The sequence below is a fragment of the Bacillus sp. 41-22 genome, assembly GCF_025809295.1.
Classification (GTDB): Bacteria; Bacillota; Bacilli; order Bacillales; family Bacillaceae_G; genus Bacillus_A; species Bacillus_A mycoides.
Genome location: NZ_CP084035.1, coordinates 2,475,042 through 2,491,733 on the forward strand (window position 1 = coordinate 2,475,042; position 16,692 = coordinate 2,491,733).

The window sequence follows — 16,692 nt, forward strand, 5'->3', positions numbered from 1 at the left end:
ATCTGAAAATTGAAATATAGGGGATAATTATTTTGAAACGTTACTATATTAACAACGAAAAAATAAACGTACATATTACTGAGTGGAGAAATAATGAAAAGCCCGTTATCTTTTGTTTACATGGGTTAGGTAGTACGAGTTTAAGTTTTATAGAAATTGCAGAGGAATTAAAGGAAGAGTATAGATTTATCTCCATTGATGCACCTGGGCATGGTAAAACACCGCCCTTTGAAAGAACGGAAGATTATGAGATGCTGAATTTAGCAAACTGGTTAAATGAAATAATAAATGAACTGAGAATTGAACATTTCTATTTTTTATCACATTCGTGGGGAAGTTTTGTAGCACTATTTTATTTATTAAATAATCCAGAAAAAGTACTAGGAAGTATTCTTATTGATGGTGGATATCAAACAAAAAGGCTTCAAGAAGAAACGCTTGAAGAGGAAATCGCGTATTACGAAAAGGATTTTGAAGAATATATTTTTAATAATTGGGGTGGATTTTTCAAAAGTGAAAAAGAAGCATATACTAGGTGGTCTCCATTATTAGAAGTTGCTGTAAAAGACCTAGGGATTGAAATGGATAATAAAGTATGTTGGCATGCGAGAGGTACAACAGCTGGTAATATAATAAGAGGTATGCATAAAGATGAAACGATAGATATTTACGAGAAGTTACCATCTAATATTATATTGCTTCGAGCTACAGTTCCACAAATATGGGATGAATATAGAGATAAAACAGTGAGGATTTTCAAGTTAAAAACTGGCGCGAAAGTAAAATTAATCTCTGATACTACACATTTGTTACACTGGGATAAACCAGAAGTTGTTATAGAGGAAATAAAAAGTAATTGGAGCTAACATATTCATACTAAAGTTGTAGTTTTTACATGAAAAATCCACCCTTCGGTTTGATTTTATCTATTTATAAGTGTAATACAATAAGAATAGATAATAAGAAACAAGGGGGAATGTAAAGTGATTACACATATATCAGATATAAAACTACAAACGGTTTCTATAGAAGGGGTAAAACAAGTCTATAAAGACATATTATCTTTTCCAATAAAAAAAGAAATCGCATCATATATTCAATTTGAAGTAACACCGTATACAACAATTAGTTTTCAAGAAGTATATGAACCAATTGCACCTGCGCATTTCGCTTTTGAGATCCCATATTCAAAGTTTCATGAAACGGCAAAATGGCTTAAAGAGTCTGGATTACTCATTGTGAAATGGAAAGATGGTCATACAATTGGTGAGGAGAATGGTCTATTCAATTTATACTTTAAAGATGGTGATGGAAATCTTCTCGAAATTATTGCACATAGTTATGTTAAAGAAGATGTATTAGTCCCGCATTCACCGTTAAACATTTTATACGTAAGGGAAATTGGTCTTCCGGTTAAAAGTGTACCTGTATTTACGGAATGGTTGAAATCAAATCTAGACATGAAAACGAAGGAAGATGGGGATATTTTTAACTTTGTAATAGGTGGCACTGCATATATCGTTGCAACCTGGTGGCAGCGACCGTGGATTCCAATCGCGATGAAAGCTTTACCACCGAAAGTACATGTTTCATTCGGAACACCGGATCATGCGTTTTTACAACAAATCCAAAATAACTTTAAGAAAAATGGTGTTCCATTTGAAAGTAAACATACTGAAGTATTGTTTATTCAACAAGGGTATTCATTTTCTGTTTTGCATACACCGGAGTTTCATTCCGATATTCCTAGAAAATTAAACTTACCACTTTCTATATAATTATAGGGAGGGGTAAGTTTTTTTCATTTTCATGAAGAAGGGTTTCAGTATAATTACACTGAATTTATAGAGGACTATAAGGCGTTATTCTAATTTACTGTAAGGAGAGAAATGAATTGAATCTAGGAAATCCGATAGCCAAAGGAAATACGGCTGAAATTTATCTTTGTGATAATAAAGTTGTGAAATTGTTTAAAGAATACCTCCCTAATACAGAATCTCTATACGAAGCACGAAAACAAAAGTATGCATATTCATGTGGTTTACACGTTCCTAAAGTATTTGAAGTTACAGAGATACAAGGTAGACAAGCTATTATTATGGAATATGTAGAAGGGGAAAGTGTTGGTGAGCTTTTGCTTAATAATTTGAGTAAAGCGGAGCATTACATAAGTATATGTGTTAGTGTACAACAAAAGATTCATGCGATCTATGTGAGATCGGATGAAATAGAGCTGATGGAAAAGAGGCTTTATCGTCAAATTAACTCCGTACATGATCTGGATGAAAAACAAAAGGGAAATATATTAAAAAAGTTAGATTCAATCACATTTGAACCTAGATTATGTCATGGTGATTTTCATCCGTTTAATTTAATTATGAGTAATGGTGATGTGAATATTATAGATTGGGTTGATGCTAGTTCAGGTGATATTCGTGCAGATGTGTTTCGGACATACTTATTGTATTCACAGAATTCAGAGGAATTAGCTGAAATGTATTTACATATATATTGCAAAAAAACAGGTTTATTAAGAGATGAAATTTTCCAGTGGGCTCCTATTATTAGCGCAGCTAGATTGGCAGAGAGTACACCTCTGTAAATAAAAGATGTTTTCAAGTATTTATTTTGATCCCTATTAAAATAGTGAATCATTTATTTTTTTACTCATTGATTCTCTCCGTTATTTTTCTTGCTAATTCTTTTCGGTTTGTCATATACTAAAAAGAGACCAAATGTTTTCTTTTAGGAGGACACTATGCGTAAAGGTGAATTAACAAAAAGAATGATTCTTGATCGTTCCTCTGCTCTGTTTAATATAAAGGGGTATAGTGGTTCTTCAATTTCTGATATTATGCGAGAGACTGGGCTAGAGAAGGGTGGTATTTATCGTCACTTTAAAAATAAAGATGACTTGGCTGTTCAAGCCTTTCAGCACGCAACTTCACAAATGGGAGTGCGTTATATTGAAGAAATAAAAAAAGCATCCACTACATTTGATAAGTTAAAAAGTTTTATCTCAGTTTTTACATCTCTCGTTCATAATGATCCTCTTCCAGGAGGCTGTCCAATCATGAATGTAACGTTAGAAGCAGATGATTCTCACCCACTTATGGCAGAACAAGCACAGATAGCGATGAATCAATTACTTGGAATGATTGAAAAGATTATTACGAATGGAATTGAGCAAGGGGAGTTAAGATCAGATACTCAAGCAAAGCAGATTGCTATCATCTGGATTTCTTCTCTTGAAGGAGCACTTGCCTTGTCACGCTTATACCAAGATACAGTCTATATTGATACAGTATCGTCACGACTTTTAGATGAATTGGAAAAACAAATTACGGCCAAGTAAGCCGTAATTTTTATCGCAAAAAAGAGACTGTTCGGTTTCTTTTTTGAGGGGGTGATCACTTAATAGAAATTCCATGATGGAACTATGAAAAAACGGTTGAGAGAAGAATGGTACTAATACAAAATAGTAAATTGAAAAATGTGTAGAGTATGAACAATTTCGGCCTACCTGTTTCTAATTTTTGGAGGAGTGTGAAAAAGGATATGAGAGAAATAGAAACAATCGTAATTGGCTCTGGACCTGGAGGATATGTTGCTGCAATAAGAGCTTCACAATTAGGGAAACAAGTGGCAATTATAGAAAGAGAGAATCTTGGTGGCGTATGTGCTAACGTCGGCTGCATTCCATCTAAGGCACTTATTTCTGTAGGTCATCGTTTTGAGGAAACAAAGCATTCAGAAAATATGGGTATTTTTTCTTCTGGTGTAAATGTTGATTTTGCAAAAGTACAAGAATTTAAAAACAACGTTGTAAAGAAATTAGTAGGTGGTGTAGAAGGGTTATTAAAAAGCAATAAAGTAGAAGTGATAAAAGGTGAAGCTTATTTCATGGATGCTAACACTATACGAGTAACCAATAAAGATGCAGCTCAAACATATACATTTAAAAATGCAATTATAGCTACTGGATCACGCCCAGTTGAAATTCCAACATTTAAATTTACAAAACGTGTGATTAACTCTACAGGTGTACTTAGTTTAACTGAAGTTCCAAGTAAATTGGTTGTAATCGGTGGTGGTTACATTGGTACTGAATTGGGCTCTGCTTACGCTTCCCTCGGTTCTATAGTAACAATTATTGAAGGAGGTAAAGATATTTTAACTGGCTTCGATAAACAAATGACTCAAATTGTGAAAGAAGACCTTATAAACAAAGGTGTTACAGTAATAGTAGATGCATCCGCTAAAGGTGTTGAAGAAGTTGAAAATGGTGTAATTGTTACCTACGAAATTGGTGGTGAAGAAAAGAAAGTTGACGCTGATTACGTATTAGTAACGGTTGGCCGTCGTCCTAATACTGAAAATATGGGTTTTGAAAAAATCGGTATTGAGTTTTCTGACCGCGGTTTATTAAAAGTTGATCAACAATGCCGTACTAACCTTCCGAACATTTTTGCTATCGGTGATATTATTGCTGGTCCACAGCTTGCACATAAAGCATTTTACGAAGGAAAAGTAGCTGCTGAAGCTATTTCTGGTGAACTATCATGTGTTGATTACTTGGCAATTCCAGCAGTTTGTTTCACAAATCCTGAATTAGCTACAGTTGGTTATACTGAAGAGCGAGCAAAGGCAGAAGGCATGGAAGTAAAAGTGATTCAATCCCCATTTTCAGCAAACGGTCGTGCACTTGTATCAAATGAAGGAAAAGGGTTCTTGAGGCTATTGGTGCGTAAAGAAGATGGTGTATTAGTAGGTGCTCAAATCGTGGGTAATGGTGCATCAGAAATAATTGCCGAAATGGGTTTAGCAATTGAATCAGGCATGACAGTTGAAGATATTGCATTAACACCACATGCTCAACTAACTTTAAGTGAGATTGTGATGGAAGCTGCTGAGGACTTAATTTACAATTTTAAATAAATATTAATTAATAAAAATTGGATTGCTTCGTTTTTTAGAAATTCTAAATAAAATAAATGTAGAGATAAATATGTAAAAAACAATCTTTACTAATAAACTTCTTAATAACATATTATGGCTAATTGAGCCGTTTTTTTACCGTGAAAAAGAGACTATTCGGTTTCTTTTTGTGAGAGGATTTATTCATTTATTAGAGAATTAAAAGTCGAATTATGGAAAACAAATATGAGAGGAGAATACAAATGAGTCAATTTGTTAATTCAACAATGGAAGGTAAAAATTTTAGTGCTGTTCAAGTAGGAAAGTGGGAGGATCTGCTTCAATATAAAAATGGAAATCCATTTAAAGCTCCTGGAAAGGTATTTCTTAAAGATGACTTACAATGTACAGGGATGGAAGTTTCACTAAATGTTTTCCCTCCAGGCATTTCAATGCCCTTTTATCATAAGCATAGAGAAAATGAAGAGCTGTATATCTTCGTCAAAGGACAAGGGGAATTCAAGATTGATGATGAAATTCTTGAAATCAAAGAGGGTACTGTCATAAGGGTGGCACAAGAGGGGGAAAGAATTTGGCGTAACAATTCAAGTGAACCTCTCTATTTTATTTGTATTCAAGCTAGGGCAAATACTTTGGAAGAAAGTAATATCGAGGATGGTATTAAGTTAGATAAATCCGTTGAATGGATTAAAAAATAGGTGCCACTGTACGATTAAATATCGTTTCGCTCCTTGTATTTTGTCTTTTGAAGAAAACTTATCTATAGAAAAGTACACCCAATTGTTAAACTGAATGTAACAATTGGGTGTACTTCATAGGAAACCAACTGTGTTTAAAGAATGGCTTTTTTCAATCTTTATTCTATAAAGGTTCATTATCCGTACTTGTTCCTCAGTTAACTCTTCTTTATTCCAATACATATGCATTAAACTATATTCGAATATCTCCTTTAATTTAATAAACAATGGAAGCTGCTCTATCATTTCTGTAGGTAAATCATTTTCCTCCTGGTATCCGCCGATTATTGCTTTTGTAATAGAATTCTCATAGTCGACTATGTTGCCATTCCCAACGAAAGAATATTCTATCGCGCTATAGACTGGAACAGCTAAATCGAATATGTAAAAATGTTTTTCACAGTCTTGAAAATCAATCATTGTTAAATTTAAATCATTGTCCACTAATATGTTTTCTAACCATAAATCTCCATGAATTAAGCCGTAATTTGAAGTGGACTTTGGCAGCTCCTTTATAGAAGTTAAAACGTCAGATGCAATTTCTCTTATAGTAGTCTCTTCTTTTGGGATATAGTTAAGAAAATTATACTCTTCATTTTGATACCAGTCGTTTATATGTTTTACTGGTTCAATACTTTCAAAATTTTTAGATGCACGATGTAATTTACCAATTTGTTGACCAAGCTTTTTAAATACATTAGAATTCCATTCGTTTGTTGGTAAATGTATACCAGGAGCAGCTTTATATAATACAGCAAAAACTTCTTTGTCTAATGTTATTTTCTCTACTAAATTCCCCTTTAAAGAAGGTATTATGGGAGGGACTCCTAAGCCCTTTTGATATAAAAATTTCGTATATGTAACTTCTTCTAATTGCTCTTCATATGTTTTATAGTTTGTAATTCTAACGAAGTAAGTACCTTGTGCTGTGAGACATTGATACATTTCATTTGTTATTGGTTTCATTTCAATAAAATCCAATGGATATAGTTTATTAATTAGTTTAAGTATCTCTTTTTCTATATTATTCATTTTAACTTCCTTTCCAAACATAAATTTTCCACTCACAAAACTACTAGTTCATTAACTTACAAATTTCGTGTTTTATTTGGTAGAATCCTTTAAAAAAGATTTATCCCGTAAAAGTCCGATTAGTATGGGATAATAATCAGTGGGGAGGAACAAGCTCCCCACTGATTAAAGTTTCACTTTATTGAAAAGTAAATGTATGACAAAATAAGATAGCTGAAAAAATATGAAATGAGTAATTACATATGATATTTAAAGGTTCTAGAGGGTGGTTAATGTTATAAACCACAAGAAATATCAAAAGAAAGAAGTGGATACTTCTTATAATATTTAGTGAGGAGGGAGATAAATGAATGAACATATACAGCTAATGATTGAATGGATTGAGGGCAATTTAAAAAAGGAGTTTTCATTAGATAAATTATCTGATTATATGGGGTATTCTCCTTACTTCTGTTCGTTTAAATTTCATCAAGTAACAGGGATAAGTATTAGACGATATATTCTTCTTAGAAGATTGTATTTATCAACGGAAGATTTGACGAATGATAGAAAGATAATTGATATCGCATTTGATTACGATTACTCTTCGCAAGAGGCTTATAGTAGAGCATTTAAAACTGTTTTTGGTATAACCCCAGGGAAATTCCAACTTAACAAAATACCGGTTCAATCATTTATTAAACTCTCAATCAATGATGGCAAGGAGTGGGATAGAATGAATTTTTCTAGAAAAGTTGAAGTTAATCAGTTACGAAATGCGAAGAGTGAGCTGTTTGATAAAGATGTACTAAACATATTAAATGGTCAATTTATGTATGAAGAATTTAAAAGTGAAAGACTAATGGGGGAATCTGATTACGCTCCATTTAATGAAGCTATGTGTGTAAATGCGACTACTGCACAGATTTTTGATGATGAGTTTATTAAAACAAGGGCAGAAGGACATCAAGGTACTGTAGAAAATTATATAAAAAAGGTTATTCATCCTTTAGAGAATCTTTTTAAGAAAGAGTATAAATGTATCGTTTTATGGTTTGGTGAGGATATGTTTTGCCAAATGAATCTACTTACCGTACTTTCTTATCTTGAACAGTCTGATTATAAGGGAAAAGTATACTTAAATAGCTTCAGAGAGGATGAATTTAAAGTAAGTCAAATTGAACTTGAATTAGGAAACTATTTTTCAGTTTATAATCAAGTTCTAGTAAATCAAAAAAAGCCATCTCATGAGATACTACCTGTAATGTATCAGGCGATAGATTTATATTTAGAGATGCTAAAAGAAAATAATGTAGTAGTAAAGTATATCTCCAAAAATAAAGGTTTACCAACACAAGAGTTACTAAAAAGGTTGTTTAATCTTTTTCCAACAATAGGATATGGGGACCTACAATATATAGAGCTTATTAATAAAGCGAGATAAAGATTCAATTTGTGTTGAATAAAAAAACAATAAAAAATGCACCTATAAGGACAGATGCATTTTTTTATTTATATTTGTTTAAGTAATTCCAATTCCTCTTCTACAAATGCCATTAATTCTTTTATTGTCTCACTAGAAAAATCAAAACGAATTCCAGCTGCTTCATATACCTCTGGTAAGGATTCAGAGCTACCTAGAGATAATGCTTTTTTGTAATTTTGTAGTGCTTGTTTAGGATTCTCCTTGTATTGTTTATACATTTGCAATGCACCAAGTTGCGCGATTGCATATTCAATATAATAGAAGGGTATTTCGAATATGTGTAGTACAGGTAACCAGCCAGTTGCTATCCAGTTTTCATAACCTTCAATATTTACCACGTTCGATTGGTAAGTGTTATGTAATTCTAAATATTTTTCATTTCTTTCTTTAGCAGCATGATTTGGATTTTCATACATCCAATGTTGGAATTGATCAACGATAAGCATTTGTGGTAAATACTTAACAATATCTTTAAAGAAATCTAATTTTGCTTTTATAAATTCTTCTGTATTCTCATAAAATGTATCCCAATACTCCATCGAAAACAATTCCATTGTCATGCTGGCTAGCTCAGCTGATTCTGAAGGGATTTCTAAATATTTTTGTAGCTTTAGCTGCTTCATACATTCATTATGAATACTATGGCCCATTTCATGGAGGAAAGTAGTAACATCATAATGTGTATGATTGAGATTCATAAAAATAAAAGATAATTGAGAAGCAGGTAAGTGTTCGCAAAATCCTCCAGGTGCTTTTCCTTTACGACTTTCTAAATCTAAGCAATCATTTTTATGCATACGGCTCAATAATGCAGAAAATTCTGGGTCTAGTTTTTGTAAAATATGAGAACTTTTTTCGATTAAATCACTCTCGTCTTCAATGGGTTTTAATACTTTTTGATTTGGTGCGGCTGCTTTTAGATCCCACGGACGAAGTGTATCTACTTGAAGTTCAGCTTTTTTCTCATTAAATATATTATCAATAAGTGGCACAACGTATTTACGAACGGATTCTGCAAGTTCATAGCAATCATCAGCCGTATAATCAAAACGTTCATATTTTTTAAACATATAATCACAATAATTATCTAATTGAATGTTTTTTGCCTTTTGGTGACGGATTGCAATTAATTCATTTAAAATATGTTGTAAATTATTTTCAACAGATAAGAATTTTTCAGAAATGAACATTTTTGCTTTTTTTCGTATATCACGATTCGGATTTTGTAAGTAAGACTGTAGTTCAGTAATTGTTTTTTCTTCGCCATCCCATAGTGCAGTCAAACTGCCTGTAATTTCGAAGTACTCGGTTACTAATTTGTCTTCTTTTACTTCTAAATCAATGTTCTTTTCACAAAATAATGTTTGCGCATTTTTTATTTTTTTATCTAGTAAGCTATAAGTTTTTGGATCAAGTTGCATTCGAAATGGTGACTCTAAATATTTATTATCAAAGGAATTTTGATAACGTTTCAAAAGAGGCCGTACATATTGTTGATCATATTCAAACGTATCTTTTATTTCTTTGTTATCTGTATTACATTGAAAGTCAATATAGTGTGATCTCAATTGTTCTTCGATTTCCCATATTAATTTCGACTGTATTTTCAGCCAATTTTCTAAATCTTCTCCTGAAGAAATGGGTTTACTTAATAAAGTAGATAATTCGTTCTCTAGCTCATGTATATTACGGATATCGATCGTATTAGAGTTCTGCATTATTTACCCCTCACTTTTTATTTACTCAAGGAGGTATTCTTCTTTTTCGCTATGATTCCTTTTTTCCCTAGAAAATTTGTGCCTATTACTCCAAGAACAATCATAAGTGTACCGACAATATGATAGTAGGCAATTTGCTCGTGTAAGAATACAACGCCTGCGATAATGGTAATAAGTGTAGATAAGTTGCTAAAAACACTTATTTTGGCTGCTTCAATATAAGATAATGAATAGTTTAATAATAATGCTGTCAGTAAGGAAGATAGTAATCCTAAATATAAAATGGAGATAAGGAATGTTCCATTCGTAAATGGCTTAAAGTATACAGTTATTGTACCTTTGTTCATATGGTCAATGATTGCGATGAAATTAAAACTAATAAAACCGATTGCTGTCATTGTGTATGTTAAATCCATCAGCTTGAATTTCTTTGTCATGTTTCGAGCTAATACATTGTAGCAAGCAGATGATAATGCCGATAATAAAATGAGAATAACACCGATAAAGCTCGTTTCATGAGCCCCTATACCATTCATAACAAATATATAAATGACACCTATGACAGAAATACATACTGATGTTTTTTGCCATGTATTCGTATATTCTTTTAAAAAATAGGAAGCTAGTATCATCGTAAATATAGGGATCGCTGCTTGTATAATTCCAGCTTCAGATGAACTTGTATATACTAAGCCAAATGCTTGGAAAGCAAAGAACAATGCTGGATAAAATATTGCGAGTGGTAAAAGTGTAAGTATGTTTTTTAATGATATATTTAACTTTACAAAACCGAAAATAACCGGAATGGTTGCTGCTATGAAGGCAACTGTAAAACGGTGAGCCAGAGTATCAAGAGGACTCGTAATGGTTAGTGCTAGTTTCACAAACATAAATGAAAACCCAATAATAAATGAATAGAGTAATGCTGATATATATGCTTTTGTTGTATTTGTCATAATTCCACCTCATAGTAGTTGATTTCTTACTGGCCAGTATACGTACATAGTAATCCTTCTGATCTAGTGCTACAATGTGAACAAATACAAACTGTACCGGTACAAAAAAATAGGAGGTGTAATGATGTATAAATATTTACATGTTTTGAACGACTTAGAAAGTATGATTCAAAATGGTGAGATAAAAGAAGGAAAGAAATTACCGTCTATACGGTCGCTTGTTACACAATATGAATGTAATAAGGCGACTGTAATACGAGCGCTGCATGAATTGGAAAAGCGTCATATTATTTATTCTGTACCTCAAAGTGGATACTACGTTGTTAAGAAATCTGGAAGTTACGTAGAAAGTAACGAGATTATTGATTTCGCTTCTTCGGCCCCAGATCCAGATGTTTTTCCATACTTAGATTTTCAGCATTGCATTAATAAAGCGATTGATACCTATAAGAATGATTTGTTTATATACGGAACACCGAAAGGGTTACCATCTTTAATTTCGGTTGTGCAAAAACAGTTAGCAAACTATCAAGTTTTCACAAAGGAAGATAATATATTTATAACGTCAGGTGTGCAGCAGGCGCTTGCTATATTAACTTCAATACCATTTCCGAATGAAAACGAAACGATACTAATTGAGCAGCCAAGTTATCATTTATATATTGAATATGTAGAAATAAATAAGATCTCTGTGATCGGAATAAAGCGTACACATGAAGGGATAGATTTAAATGAACTAGAGAAGATATTCCGAACAGAAAAAATTAAATTCTTTTATACAATACCAAGGTTTCACCATCCACTTGGAACTTCGTATTCTAAAAAAGAGAGAGAAAAGATTATTCAACTTGCGAAGAAATATAATGTATTTATAGTGGAAGACGACTATTTAGCAGATTTAGAAACTGATTCAAAAGTAGATCCGTTTTACAGCCAAGATAATTGTAATCATGTTATATATTTAAAAAGTTATTCGAAGATCATCTTTCCAGGTTTACGAGTCGGTGTTGCAGTCATCCCACAATCTATTGCAGATGCCTTTTATAAGTATAAGAAGATATTAGATATCGATAGTCCTATGATTTCGCAAGCTGCTTTAGAAATTTACATAAAGAGCGGAATGTTTGATCGGCATAAACATAAAATAAAAGCAACTTACTACAATAGGTCAAAAAAACTAGCGGAAGTAGTAGAAGATGTTCAAAATGAAAACCCACGTTTGTTTACTTATAGATCTGTAGATTCAATTGGAATACACACGTGTTTACAGTTGAAAAGAAACATATTTACGGATACACTTATTAAAAATTTAAGCAAGAGTCAACTAAGCATAGATTCTATTAATAAAAATTATTTAAGTAACTTTCATAAAGAGAGATTGTTAAAGTTAAATGTATCTAATGTAAAAGAAGAAAAGATTGAAGAAGGGATTGGCAAAGTAATTGAGGAAATAAAACGAATGAACCGTGTGGATTTTCAGTTTAAAAAAGAATAATGCTTATGAGGGGGCTTGCTTTGAATAGAATAGCCTTGTTTGTATGTACCGCTCTGGTTGAGTCACAATAATAATGTTTAATTACAAAAAAATCGTTCCATTCATGATATACCATTAAAAGGTCGTTTTCTTGAATAAAAATAAGAGAATGGGGTATTTGTAAGTAAATTAAAGGTAGTTCAGAAGATGTTATATCGTTTAGTAGGAGGAAGTATTACTCAACATTATGGAGGGAATCGATTATGAGCGATACACAAACATTACGAGGACTAACTACAGTTAGTTTTTGGACAGATGATCTAGCAGCTGCAAAAAAGTGGTACGCTGAGCTATTAGGAAGCGAACCATACTTTGAACGCCCAGGATATGCCGAATTTCGCATTGAAGACTACCAACATGAGCTAGGTTTAATCGATAGCCGTTATGCGCCAGTTGGTACAGTGACCGGTCCAGCTGGTGCTATCGTGTATTGGCATGTTGATGATGTAACAGCAACTTTCAATAAGCTGATGTCTATGGGAGCGAAAGAGTATGAGGCACCTACAGAGCGCGGCGTGGGATTCATCACCGCTTCCGTAGTTGATCCCTTCGGAAACATATTAGGCATTATGTACAATCAGCACTATTTAGATGTGCTGATTTCGAACAAAAAAGCTTGAACATCGCTGTTGCACTACAAGGTATAGGGTGCAATGCTAATCAAATTTAATTCATATTATTTTACCCCTTTCTTAAAAACAGAACGGGGTTATGCTTGTTTTAGGTTCGTAAACGTAAAGTAAATCCAAGATATATAATAAAAAATACTCGAGAGTAAGCTCTTAAATAACAGTTTACCTTCAGTTTCTATAATACAACCTAATAACTATTAATATATATAGTAGATATTTACTTTATAAAATAAGGGGGAATATTATGACTGAAACAAACGAATTTTCAGGAGTAAATTTAAAAAAAGATGTGAAGTTTTCTATTATAATCCCTGCACACAATGAAGAAAAGTACATTAAAAAATGTTTGGATTCAATTGCAAAGGCATCAGAGGCATATAAAGATCAAACTGAAGTCATAGTTGTTTTAAATCGCTGCACAGATAACACAGAAGAAATAGCAAAGTCTTATAACTGTATTACATTAAAAAATAACGATAAAAACTTATCCAAAATCCGAAATGCAGGGGCCAAAATAGCTAGTGGAGAAATAATCATTACTATAGATGCTGATACCCAAATGACAGAGTTTATGTTGTCTAATGTAGACAAATATTTAGCTTCAGGTAAATACATTGGTGGTGGGGTAACTGGGAAGTTTGAAAGGATGTCTTTAGGAATATTCGTTTCCGCAATGTTAATAATAATCCCCTTACTTTTTAAGTATGGAGCTATATCTGTAGGGATTTTTTGGTGCTATAGAAAAGACTTTATGGCAATCAACGGATTTAATGAAAACATGCTTATGGCCGAAGATGCAGATTTCGCTAAACGATTAAAAGAATGGGGAAAGCAAAATAATAAGAAATTCGGTACAATTAAAAATGGAATGATAACTTCATGCAGAAGATTTGATAAATATGGAGACTGGGCTTTACTTAAAAATCCAAAAGTAATCTTAGCTTATCTAAAAGGAAAGGATAAAAAATACGCAGATAAAACATATTATGATAACCAAGAAAGGTAACTGTGAAGATTCCTAAACAAATCACACTCAAATGAACTGGTGAATCAAGATAAATAACTGCAAGTTGAGTTTGTGGTAGATTTACTTTAAAATGTATTACTCTAACTAATTAAACTTGATCATAGCAACTAAGGAGAATCACATGAAACCATTACAAGGTAAAATAGCAGTTGTAGCCGGGGCAACAAGAGGTGCTGGAAGAGGAATTGCGATGATGCTTGGTGAAGCGGGTGCAACTGTATATGTAACAGGAAGAAGTACTAAAGGGAATTTATCCTGTATGGGGAGAACTGAAACGATTGAAGAGACTGCAGAGCTTGTTACAAAGCAAGGCGGAAAAGGAAGCGCAGTCCGTGTTGACCACACAGTAGAAGAAGATATTAAAACATTATTTACAAAGATTCAAGAAGAACAAAATGGACAGCTTGATATTTTAGTAAACGATGTTTGGGGCGGCGATCCTTTAACAGAATGGGAGAAACCTTTCTGGGAACACAACCTACATAACGGACTACTTATGCAACAAAGAGCTGTTCATTCTCATATAATGACAAGCCATTACGGTGTACCATTAATGGTGAAAAATAAAATGGGACTTGTTATTGAAATTACAGATGGAGTCGATTATCAATATCGAGGTAATTTGTACTATAGTTTAGCAAAAGTCTCAACAATTCATTTAGCAGAAGCTATGGCGAAAGATTTAGAACAACACAATATTACAGCTGTCGCAGTTAGTCCAGGATTCCTTCGTTCAGAAGCGATGTTAGATATATTTGGTGTAACAGAGGAGAATTGGCGAGAAGGAGCTAAACAAGACCCTCATTTTATCGCATCAGAAACTCCTTTCTTTGTTGGAAGAGCAGTAGCAGCTTTAGCAAGTGATCCAAATGTTCATGAAAAAACGGGACGAGCGTTAAGTTCATGGGAATTAGGAAGAGAGTATGGATTTACAGATATGGATGGAAGACGCCCAGATTGGGGGAAATATTTTGAGGAGAATGTTTTGAATCAAAATTAATGTTTTTAGAGCACTCAATAGCTGAGTGCTCTTGTTCTTTATACAATACGCAAATAATAAAGTCCTTTTAAAAATAAAATGGTTATTTAAAAAGCATTGGTACAAATGAAATACAGTCAAAAATAAAGTGACAAATCCAACTTACCCAAATACTTTTTGAATTTTTCCATATATAATTTAGTGCTAATCTAATTGGGATTATAGTTATTAATAACTGCATTGGCACAAAACCATAAGCTGGAATATGCCACAAAGCGAACAACAAACTACATATTAATGATGCCGTGCCAAATTTTAATCCTAATTTTTGTAATGCGATAATTATATTAGTGCAAATCAACTCTTCACCCATTAACATAAAGGGTACACGGAATAAAATCATAGAAATACTTATTACTTCAGCAACGGAATTTTTAGTTGCAGGTTCAAAAATGTAACTGAATATTAAGTTGGAAGCCATACCTACGATAATTGTTAAAGGCAAACCCCAAAGTAATGTCTTGAAATTAAAATGTTTAAATTGCTCTAATGATATTTTTCCTAAAAAATAGTATCCTATAATTCCACATAATACAAGATTCCATAAAGCTTCAAAAATCATCCTCAATACTTCAGGTATATTATCTCCTAACACTGCGAAAAGTTGATATACAATCCCGGAAATAATTAATAATCCCAAAGCCAAAAGGGATTTCGAATCAATTTTCTTCTCTGTTTCTATAATCTTTGTTTCCACAACTACCCCTTCTTTCTTATTATTTCATTGATTACGAATATATAATAGCACATTATTCTCCAAAATAATGGTAATTGAGACGATCATAATAATTTTATTTTTCCAAATCAGTAAGTCCAAGATTAGGAGATTCCTTGCAAGAATCATTTAGACCAAAACCTATTATTAATGTCGTGATTGAAATAAAGCAATTATTAAACAAAAATAATAATCGCCCATCAAATTTATGAGTAGGCGATTAATGTATTTCTAAGAACAAAATTAAACAACTTTATTATCTGTACACATATATCGCATAAAACATTTTTTAACTTCATTAAATATATAGGGAATTATTACCAAAAAATGATATCCTTAAAGTATAGTCTATGTTTTGTATAGGAGGGTGATGGAGTCTATGGCGGTACGTATAGTCGATGATTTACAACAATTCTCTTTATTACTTATGTTTTTGAGTACATTAATATTTTACAGATACTTAAAGAAGATTAAACGAGAGAGAAAACTGACTTCTTTCGAATGGACAATGTATTTTGTCACTCAATTCGCGACTTCTATTTGGGCAATTACTTATTTTATTAAATTCTTGTCTGAATCGTAAGTTACATTAAACCATTTTAGTTTACTGGGTTATTGTTATCTATTAGGGATATAAATATAGTCCGTATTTAAGTCAATGACGACATCGGTCTTAATGTCTTCTTGTAATGATTTTGGAATGTTTTCAAAATGATAACGTACACAAAATAAATTTATAAGCTCCTCATTAGATAACTCTTCATTTTTTACGTTAAAATACATTTTTTTAACTTACTGATAGAACAGTTATGACCAATAACATACTCATTAATTCCATATCCATCAAATTCAATTATCATGTTATCACTATTGGTTGCTAGCCAACATTATAGCTTTAA

16 protein-coding genes and 1 pseudogene are annotated in these 16,692 nt (G+C 32.5%); 12 read left to right on the forward strand and 5 right to left on the reverse strand.

All coding sequences use genetic code 11. The annotated features are described in order from the left end of the window. Positions 1-32 precede the first annotated feature (32 nt). The 6 genes from LCF45_RS12595 to LCF45_RS12620 all read left to right on the forward strand — a co-directional run bounded on the left by LCF45_RS12595 (position 33) and on the right by LCF45_RS12620 (position 5,636). A complete protein-coding gene (locus tag LCF45_RS12595; protein WP_078206961.1) occupies positions 33-866 on the forward strand; it encodes an alpha/beta hydrolase in 834 nt (277 codons plus the stop codon). A 117-nt stretch (positions 867-983) separates the two neighbouring features. Then, positions 984-1,778 carry a VOC family protein gene (locus LCF45_RS12600; protein ID WP_003189410.1) on the forward strand — a complete coding sequence of 265 codons (795 nt, stop codon included), beginning with the start codon at positions 984-986 and terminating at the stop codon, positions 1,776-1,778. Positions 1,779-1,894: 116 nt separating this feature from the next. Then, entirely contained in the window at positions 1,895-2,602 is a 708-nt protein-coding gene (locus tag LCF45_RS12605; protein WP_003189412.1) for an aminoglycoside phosphotransferase family protein, read from the forward strand. A gap of 156 nt (positions 2,603-2,758) precedes the next feature. Next, positions 2,759-3,355 (forward strand): TetR/AcrR family transcriptional regulator, encoded by a 597-nt coding sequence (locus LCF45_RS12610; protein ID WP_002127527.1) that lies wholly within the window; start codon positions 2,759-2,761, stop codon positions 3,353-3,355. Positions 3,356-3,558: 203 nt separating this feature from the next. After that, positions 3,559-4,938: a dihydrolipoyl dehydrogenase gene (gene lpdA / locus LCF45_RS12615; RefSeq protein ID WP_033729482.1), complete on the forward strand. Its 1,380-nt coding sequence runs from the start codon at positions 3,559-3,561 to the stop codon at positions 4,936-4,938. Between the two features lie 242 nt (positions 4,939-5,180). Then, complete coding sequence (locus tag LCF45_RS12620) at positions 5,181-5,636, forward strand: cupin domain-containing protein (RefSeq protein ID WP_078206962.1); 456 nt, start codon at positions 5,181-5,183, stop codon at positions 5,634-5,636. A 114-nt stretch (positions 5,637-5,750) separates the two neighbouring features. Here LCF45_RS12620 and LCF45_RS12625 read toward each other — a convergent pair whose 3' ends face one another. Continuing rightward, positions 5,751-6,728, reverse strand: coding sequence for a phosphotransferase enzyme family protein (locus tag LCF45_RS12625; protein ID WP_050000481.1), 978 nt, complete (start codon positions 6,726-6,728; stop codon positions 5,751-5,753). Between the two features lie 325 nt (positions 6,729-7,053). On the opposite strand from LCF45_RS12625, the gene LCF45_RS12630 reads away from it, so the two are divergent. Then, positions 7,054-8,130 carry a helix-turn-helix domain-containing protein gene (locus tag LCF45_RS12630; RefSeq protein ID WP_050000480.1) on the forward strand — a complete coding sequence of 359 codons (1,077 nt, stop codon included), beginning with the start codon at positions 7,054-7,056 and terminating at the stop codon, positions 8,128-8,130. Between the two features lie 68 nt (positions 8,131-8,198). On the opposite strand, the gene LCF45_RS12635 is transcribed toward LCF45_RS12630, so the two are convergent. Continuing rightward, a complete protein-coding gene (locus LCF45_RS12635; protein ID WP_263894864.1) occupies positions 8,199-9,890 on the reverse strand; it encodes a M3 family oligoendopeptidase in 1,692 nt (563 codons plus the stop codon). Between the two features lie 17 nt (positions 9,891-9,907). After that, on the reverse strand, positions 9,908-10,846 hold the full coding sequence (locus tag LCF45_RS12640) for a DMT family transporter (RefSeq protein WP_263894865.1): 939 nt from the start codon (positions 10,844-10,846) through the stop codon (positions 9,908-9,910). A 124-nt stretch (positions 10,847-10,970) separates the two neighbouring features. Here LCF45_RS12640 and LCF45_RS12645 point away from each other — a divergent pair, with 124 nt between their 5' ends. From LCF45_RS12645 to LCF45_RS12660, 4 genes are all read left to right on the forward strand, one after another. Beyond that, positions 10,971-12,341 carry an aminotransferase-like domain-containing protein gene (locus tag LCF45_RS12645; protein ID WP_263894866.1) on the forward strand — a complete coding sequence of 457 codons (1,371 nt, stop codon included), beginning with the start codon at positions 10,971-10,973 and terminating at the stop codon, positions 12,339-12,341. A gap of 242 nt (positions 12,342-12,583) precedes the next feature. Next, positions 12,584-13,000 carry a VOC family protein gene (locus LCF45_RS12650; protein WP_078206965.1) on the forward strand — a complete coding sequence of 139 codons (417 nt, stop codon included), beginning with the start codon at positions 12,584-12,586 and terminating at the stop codon, positions 12,998-13,000. 256 nt (positions 13,001-13,256) lie between these two features. After that, positions 13,257-14,018, forward strand: a complete 762-nt coding sequence (locus LCF45_RS12655) for a glycosyltransferase (protein WP_050000476.1) — start codon at positions 13,257-13,259, stop codon at positions 14,016-14,018. Between the two features lie 142 nt (positions 14,019-14,160). After that, positions 14,161-15,039 carry an SDR family oxidoreductase gene (locus LCF45_RS12660; RefSeq protein ID WP_078206966.1) on the forward strand — a complete coding sequence of 293 codons (879 nt, stop codon included), beginning with the start codon at positions 14,161-14,163 and terminating at the stop codon, positions 15,037-15,039. An 82-nt stretch (positions 15,040-15,121) separates the two neighbouring features. Here the strand turns inward: LCF45_RS12660 and LCF45_RS12665 are convergent, their stop codons facing one another. Then, a complete protein-coding gene (locus tag LCF45_RS12665; RefSeq protein WP_033729412.1) occupies positions 15,122-15,775 on the reverse strand; it encodes a CPBP family intramembrane glutamic endopeptidase in 654 nt (217 codons plus the stop codon). Positions 15,776-16,172: 397 nt separating this feature from the next. Here LCF45_RS12665 and LCF45_RS12670 point away from each other — a divergent pair, with 397 nt between their 5' ends. Further along, positions 16,173-16,376 (forward strand): hypothetical protein, encoded by a 204-nt coding sequence (locus tag LCF45_RS12670; RefSeq protein WP_000290880.1) that lies wholly within the window; start codon positions 16,173-16,175, stop codon positions 16,374-16,376. 35 nt (positions 16,377-16,411) lie between these two features. Here the strand turns inward: LCF45_RS12670 and LCF45_RS12675 are convergent. Beyond that, positions 16,412-16,653 (reverse strand): annotated as a pseudogene (locus tag LCF45_RS12675) (hypothetical protein). Between the last annotated feature and the right edge of the window lie 39 nt (positions 16,654-16,692).

What these genes read in the sequence shown, in the direction of transcription:
- LCF45_RS12655 (WP_050000476.1), top strand. Translation starts at nt 13,257, where the DNA reads ATGACTGAAACAAACGAATTTTCAGGAGTAAATTTAAAAAAAGATGTG.
- LCF45_RS12660 (WP_078206966.1), top strand. Translation starts at nt 14,161, where the DNA reads ATGAAACCATTACAAGGTAAAATAGCAGTTGTAGCCGGGGCAACAAGA.
- LCF45_RS12635 (WP_263894864.1), bottom strand. Translation starts at nt 9,890, where the DNA reads ATGCAGAACTCTAATACGATCGATATCCGTAATATACATGAGCTAGAG.
- LCF45_RS12630 (WP_050000480.1), top strand. Translation starts at nt 7,054, where the DNA reads ATGAATGAACATATACAGCTAATGATTGAATGGATTGAGGGCAATTTA.
- LCF45_RS12670 (WP_000290880.1), top strand. Translation starts at nt 16,173, where the DNA reads ATGGCGGTACGTATAGTCGATGATTTACAACAATTCTCTTTATTACTT.
- LCF45_RS12625 (WP_050000481.1), bottom strand. Translation starts at nt 6,728, where the DNA reads ATGTTTGGAAAGGAAGTTAAAATGAATAATATAGAAAAAGAGATACTT.
- LCF45_RS12645 (WP_263894866.1), top strand. Translation starts at nt 10,971, where the DNA reads ATGTATAAATATTTACATGTTTTGAACGACTTAGAAAGTATGATTCAA.
- LCF45_RS12610 (WP_002127527.1), top strand. Translation starts at nt 2,759, where the DNA reads ATGCGTAAAGGTGAATTAACAAAAAGAATGATTCTTGATCGTTCCTCT.
- lpdA (WP_033729482.1), top strand. Translation starts at nt 3,559, where the DNA reads ATGAGAGAAATAGAAACAATCGTAATTGGCTCTGGACCTGGAGGATAT.
- LCF45_RS12640 (WP_263894865.1), bottom strand. Translation starts at nt 10,846, where the DNA reads ATGACAAATACAACAAAAGCATATATATCAGCATTACTCTATTCATTT.
- LCF45_RS12620 (WP_078206962.1), top strand. Translation starts at nt 5,181, where the DNA reads ATGAGTCAATTTGTTAATTCAACAATGGAAGGTAAAAATTTTAGTGCT.
- LCF45_RS12650 (WP_078206965.1), top strand. Translation starts at nt 12,584, where the DNA reads ATGAGCGATACACAAACATTACGAGGACTAACTACAGTTAGTTTTTGG.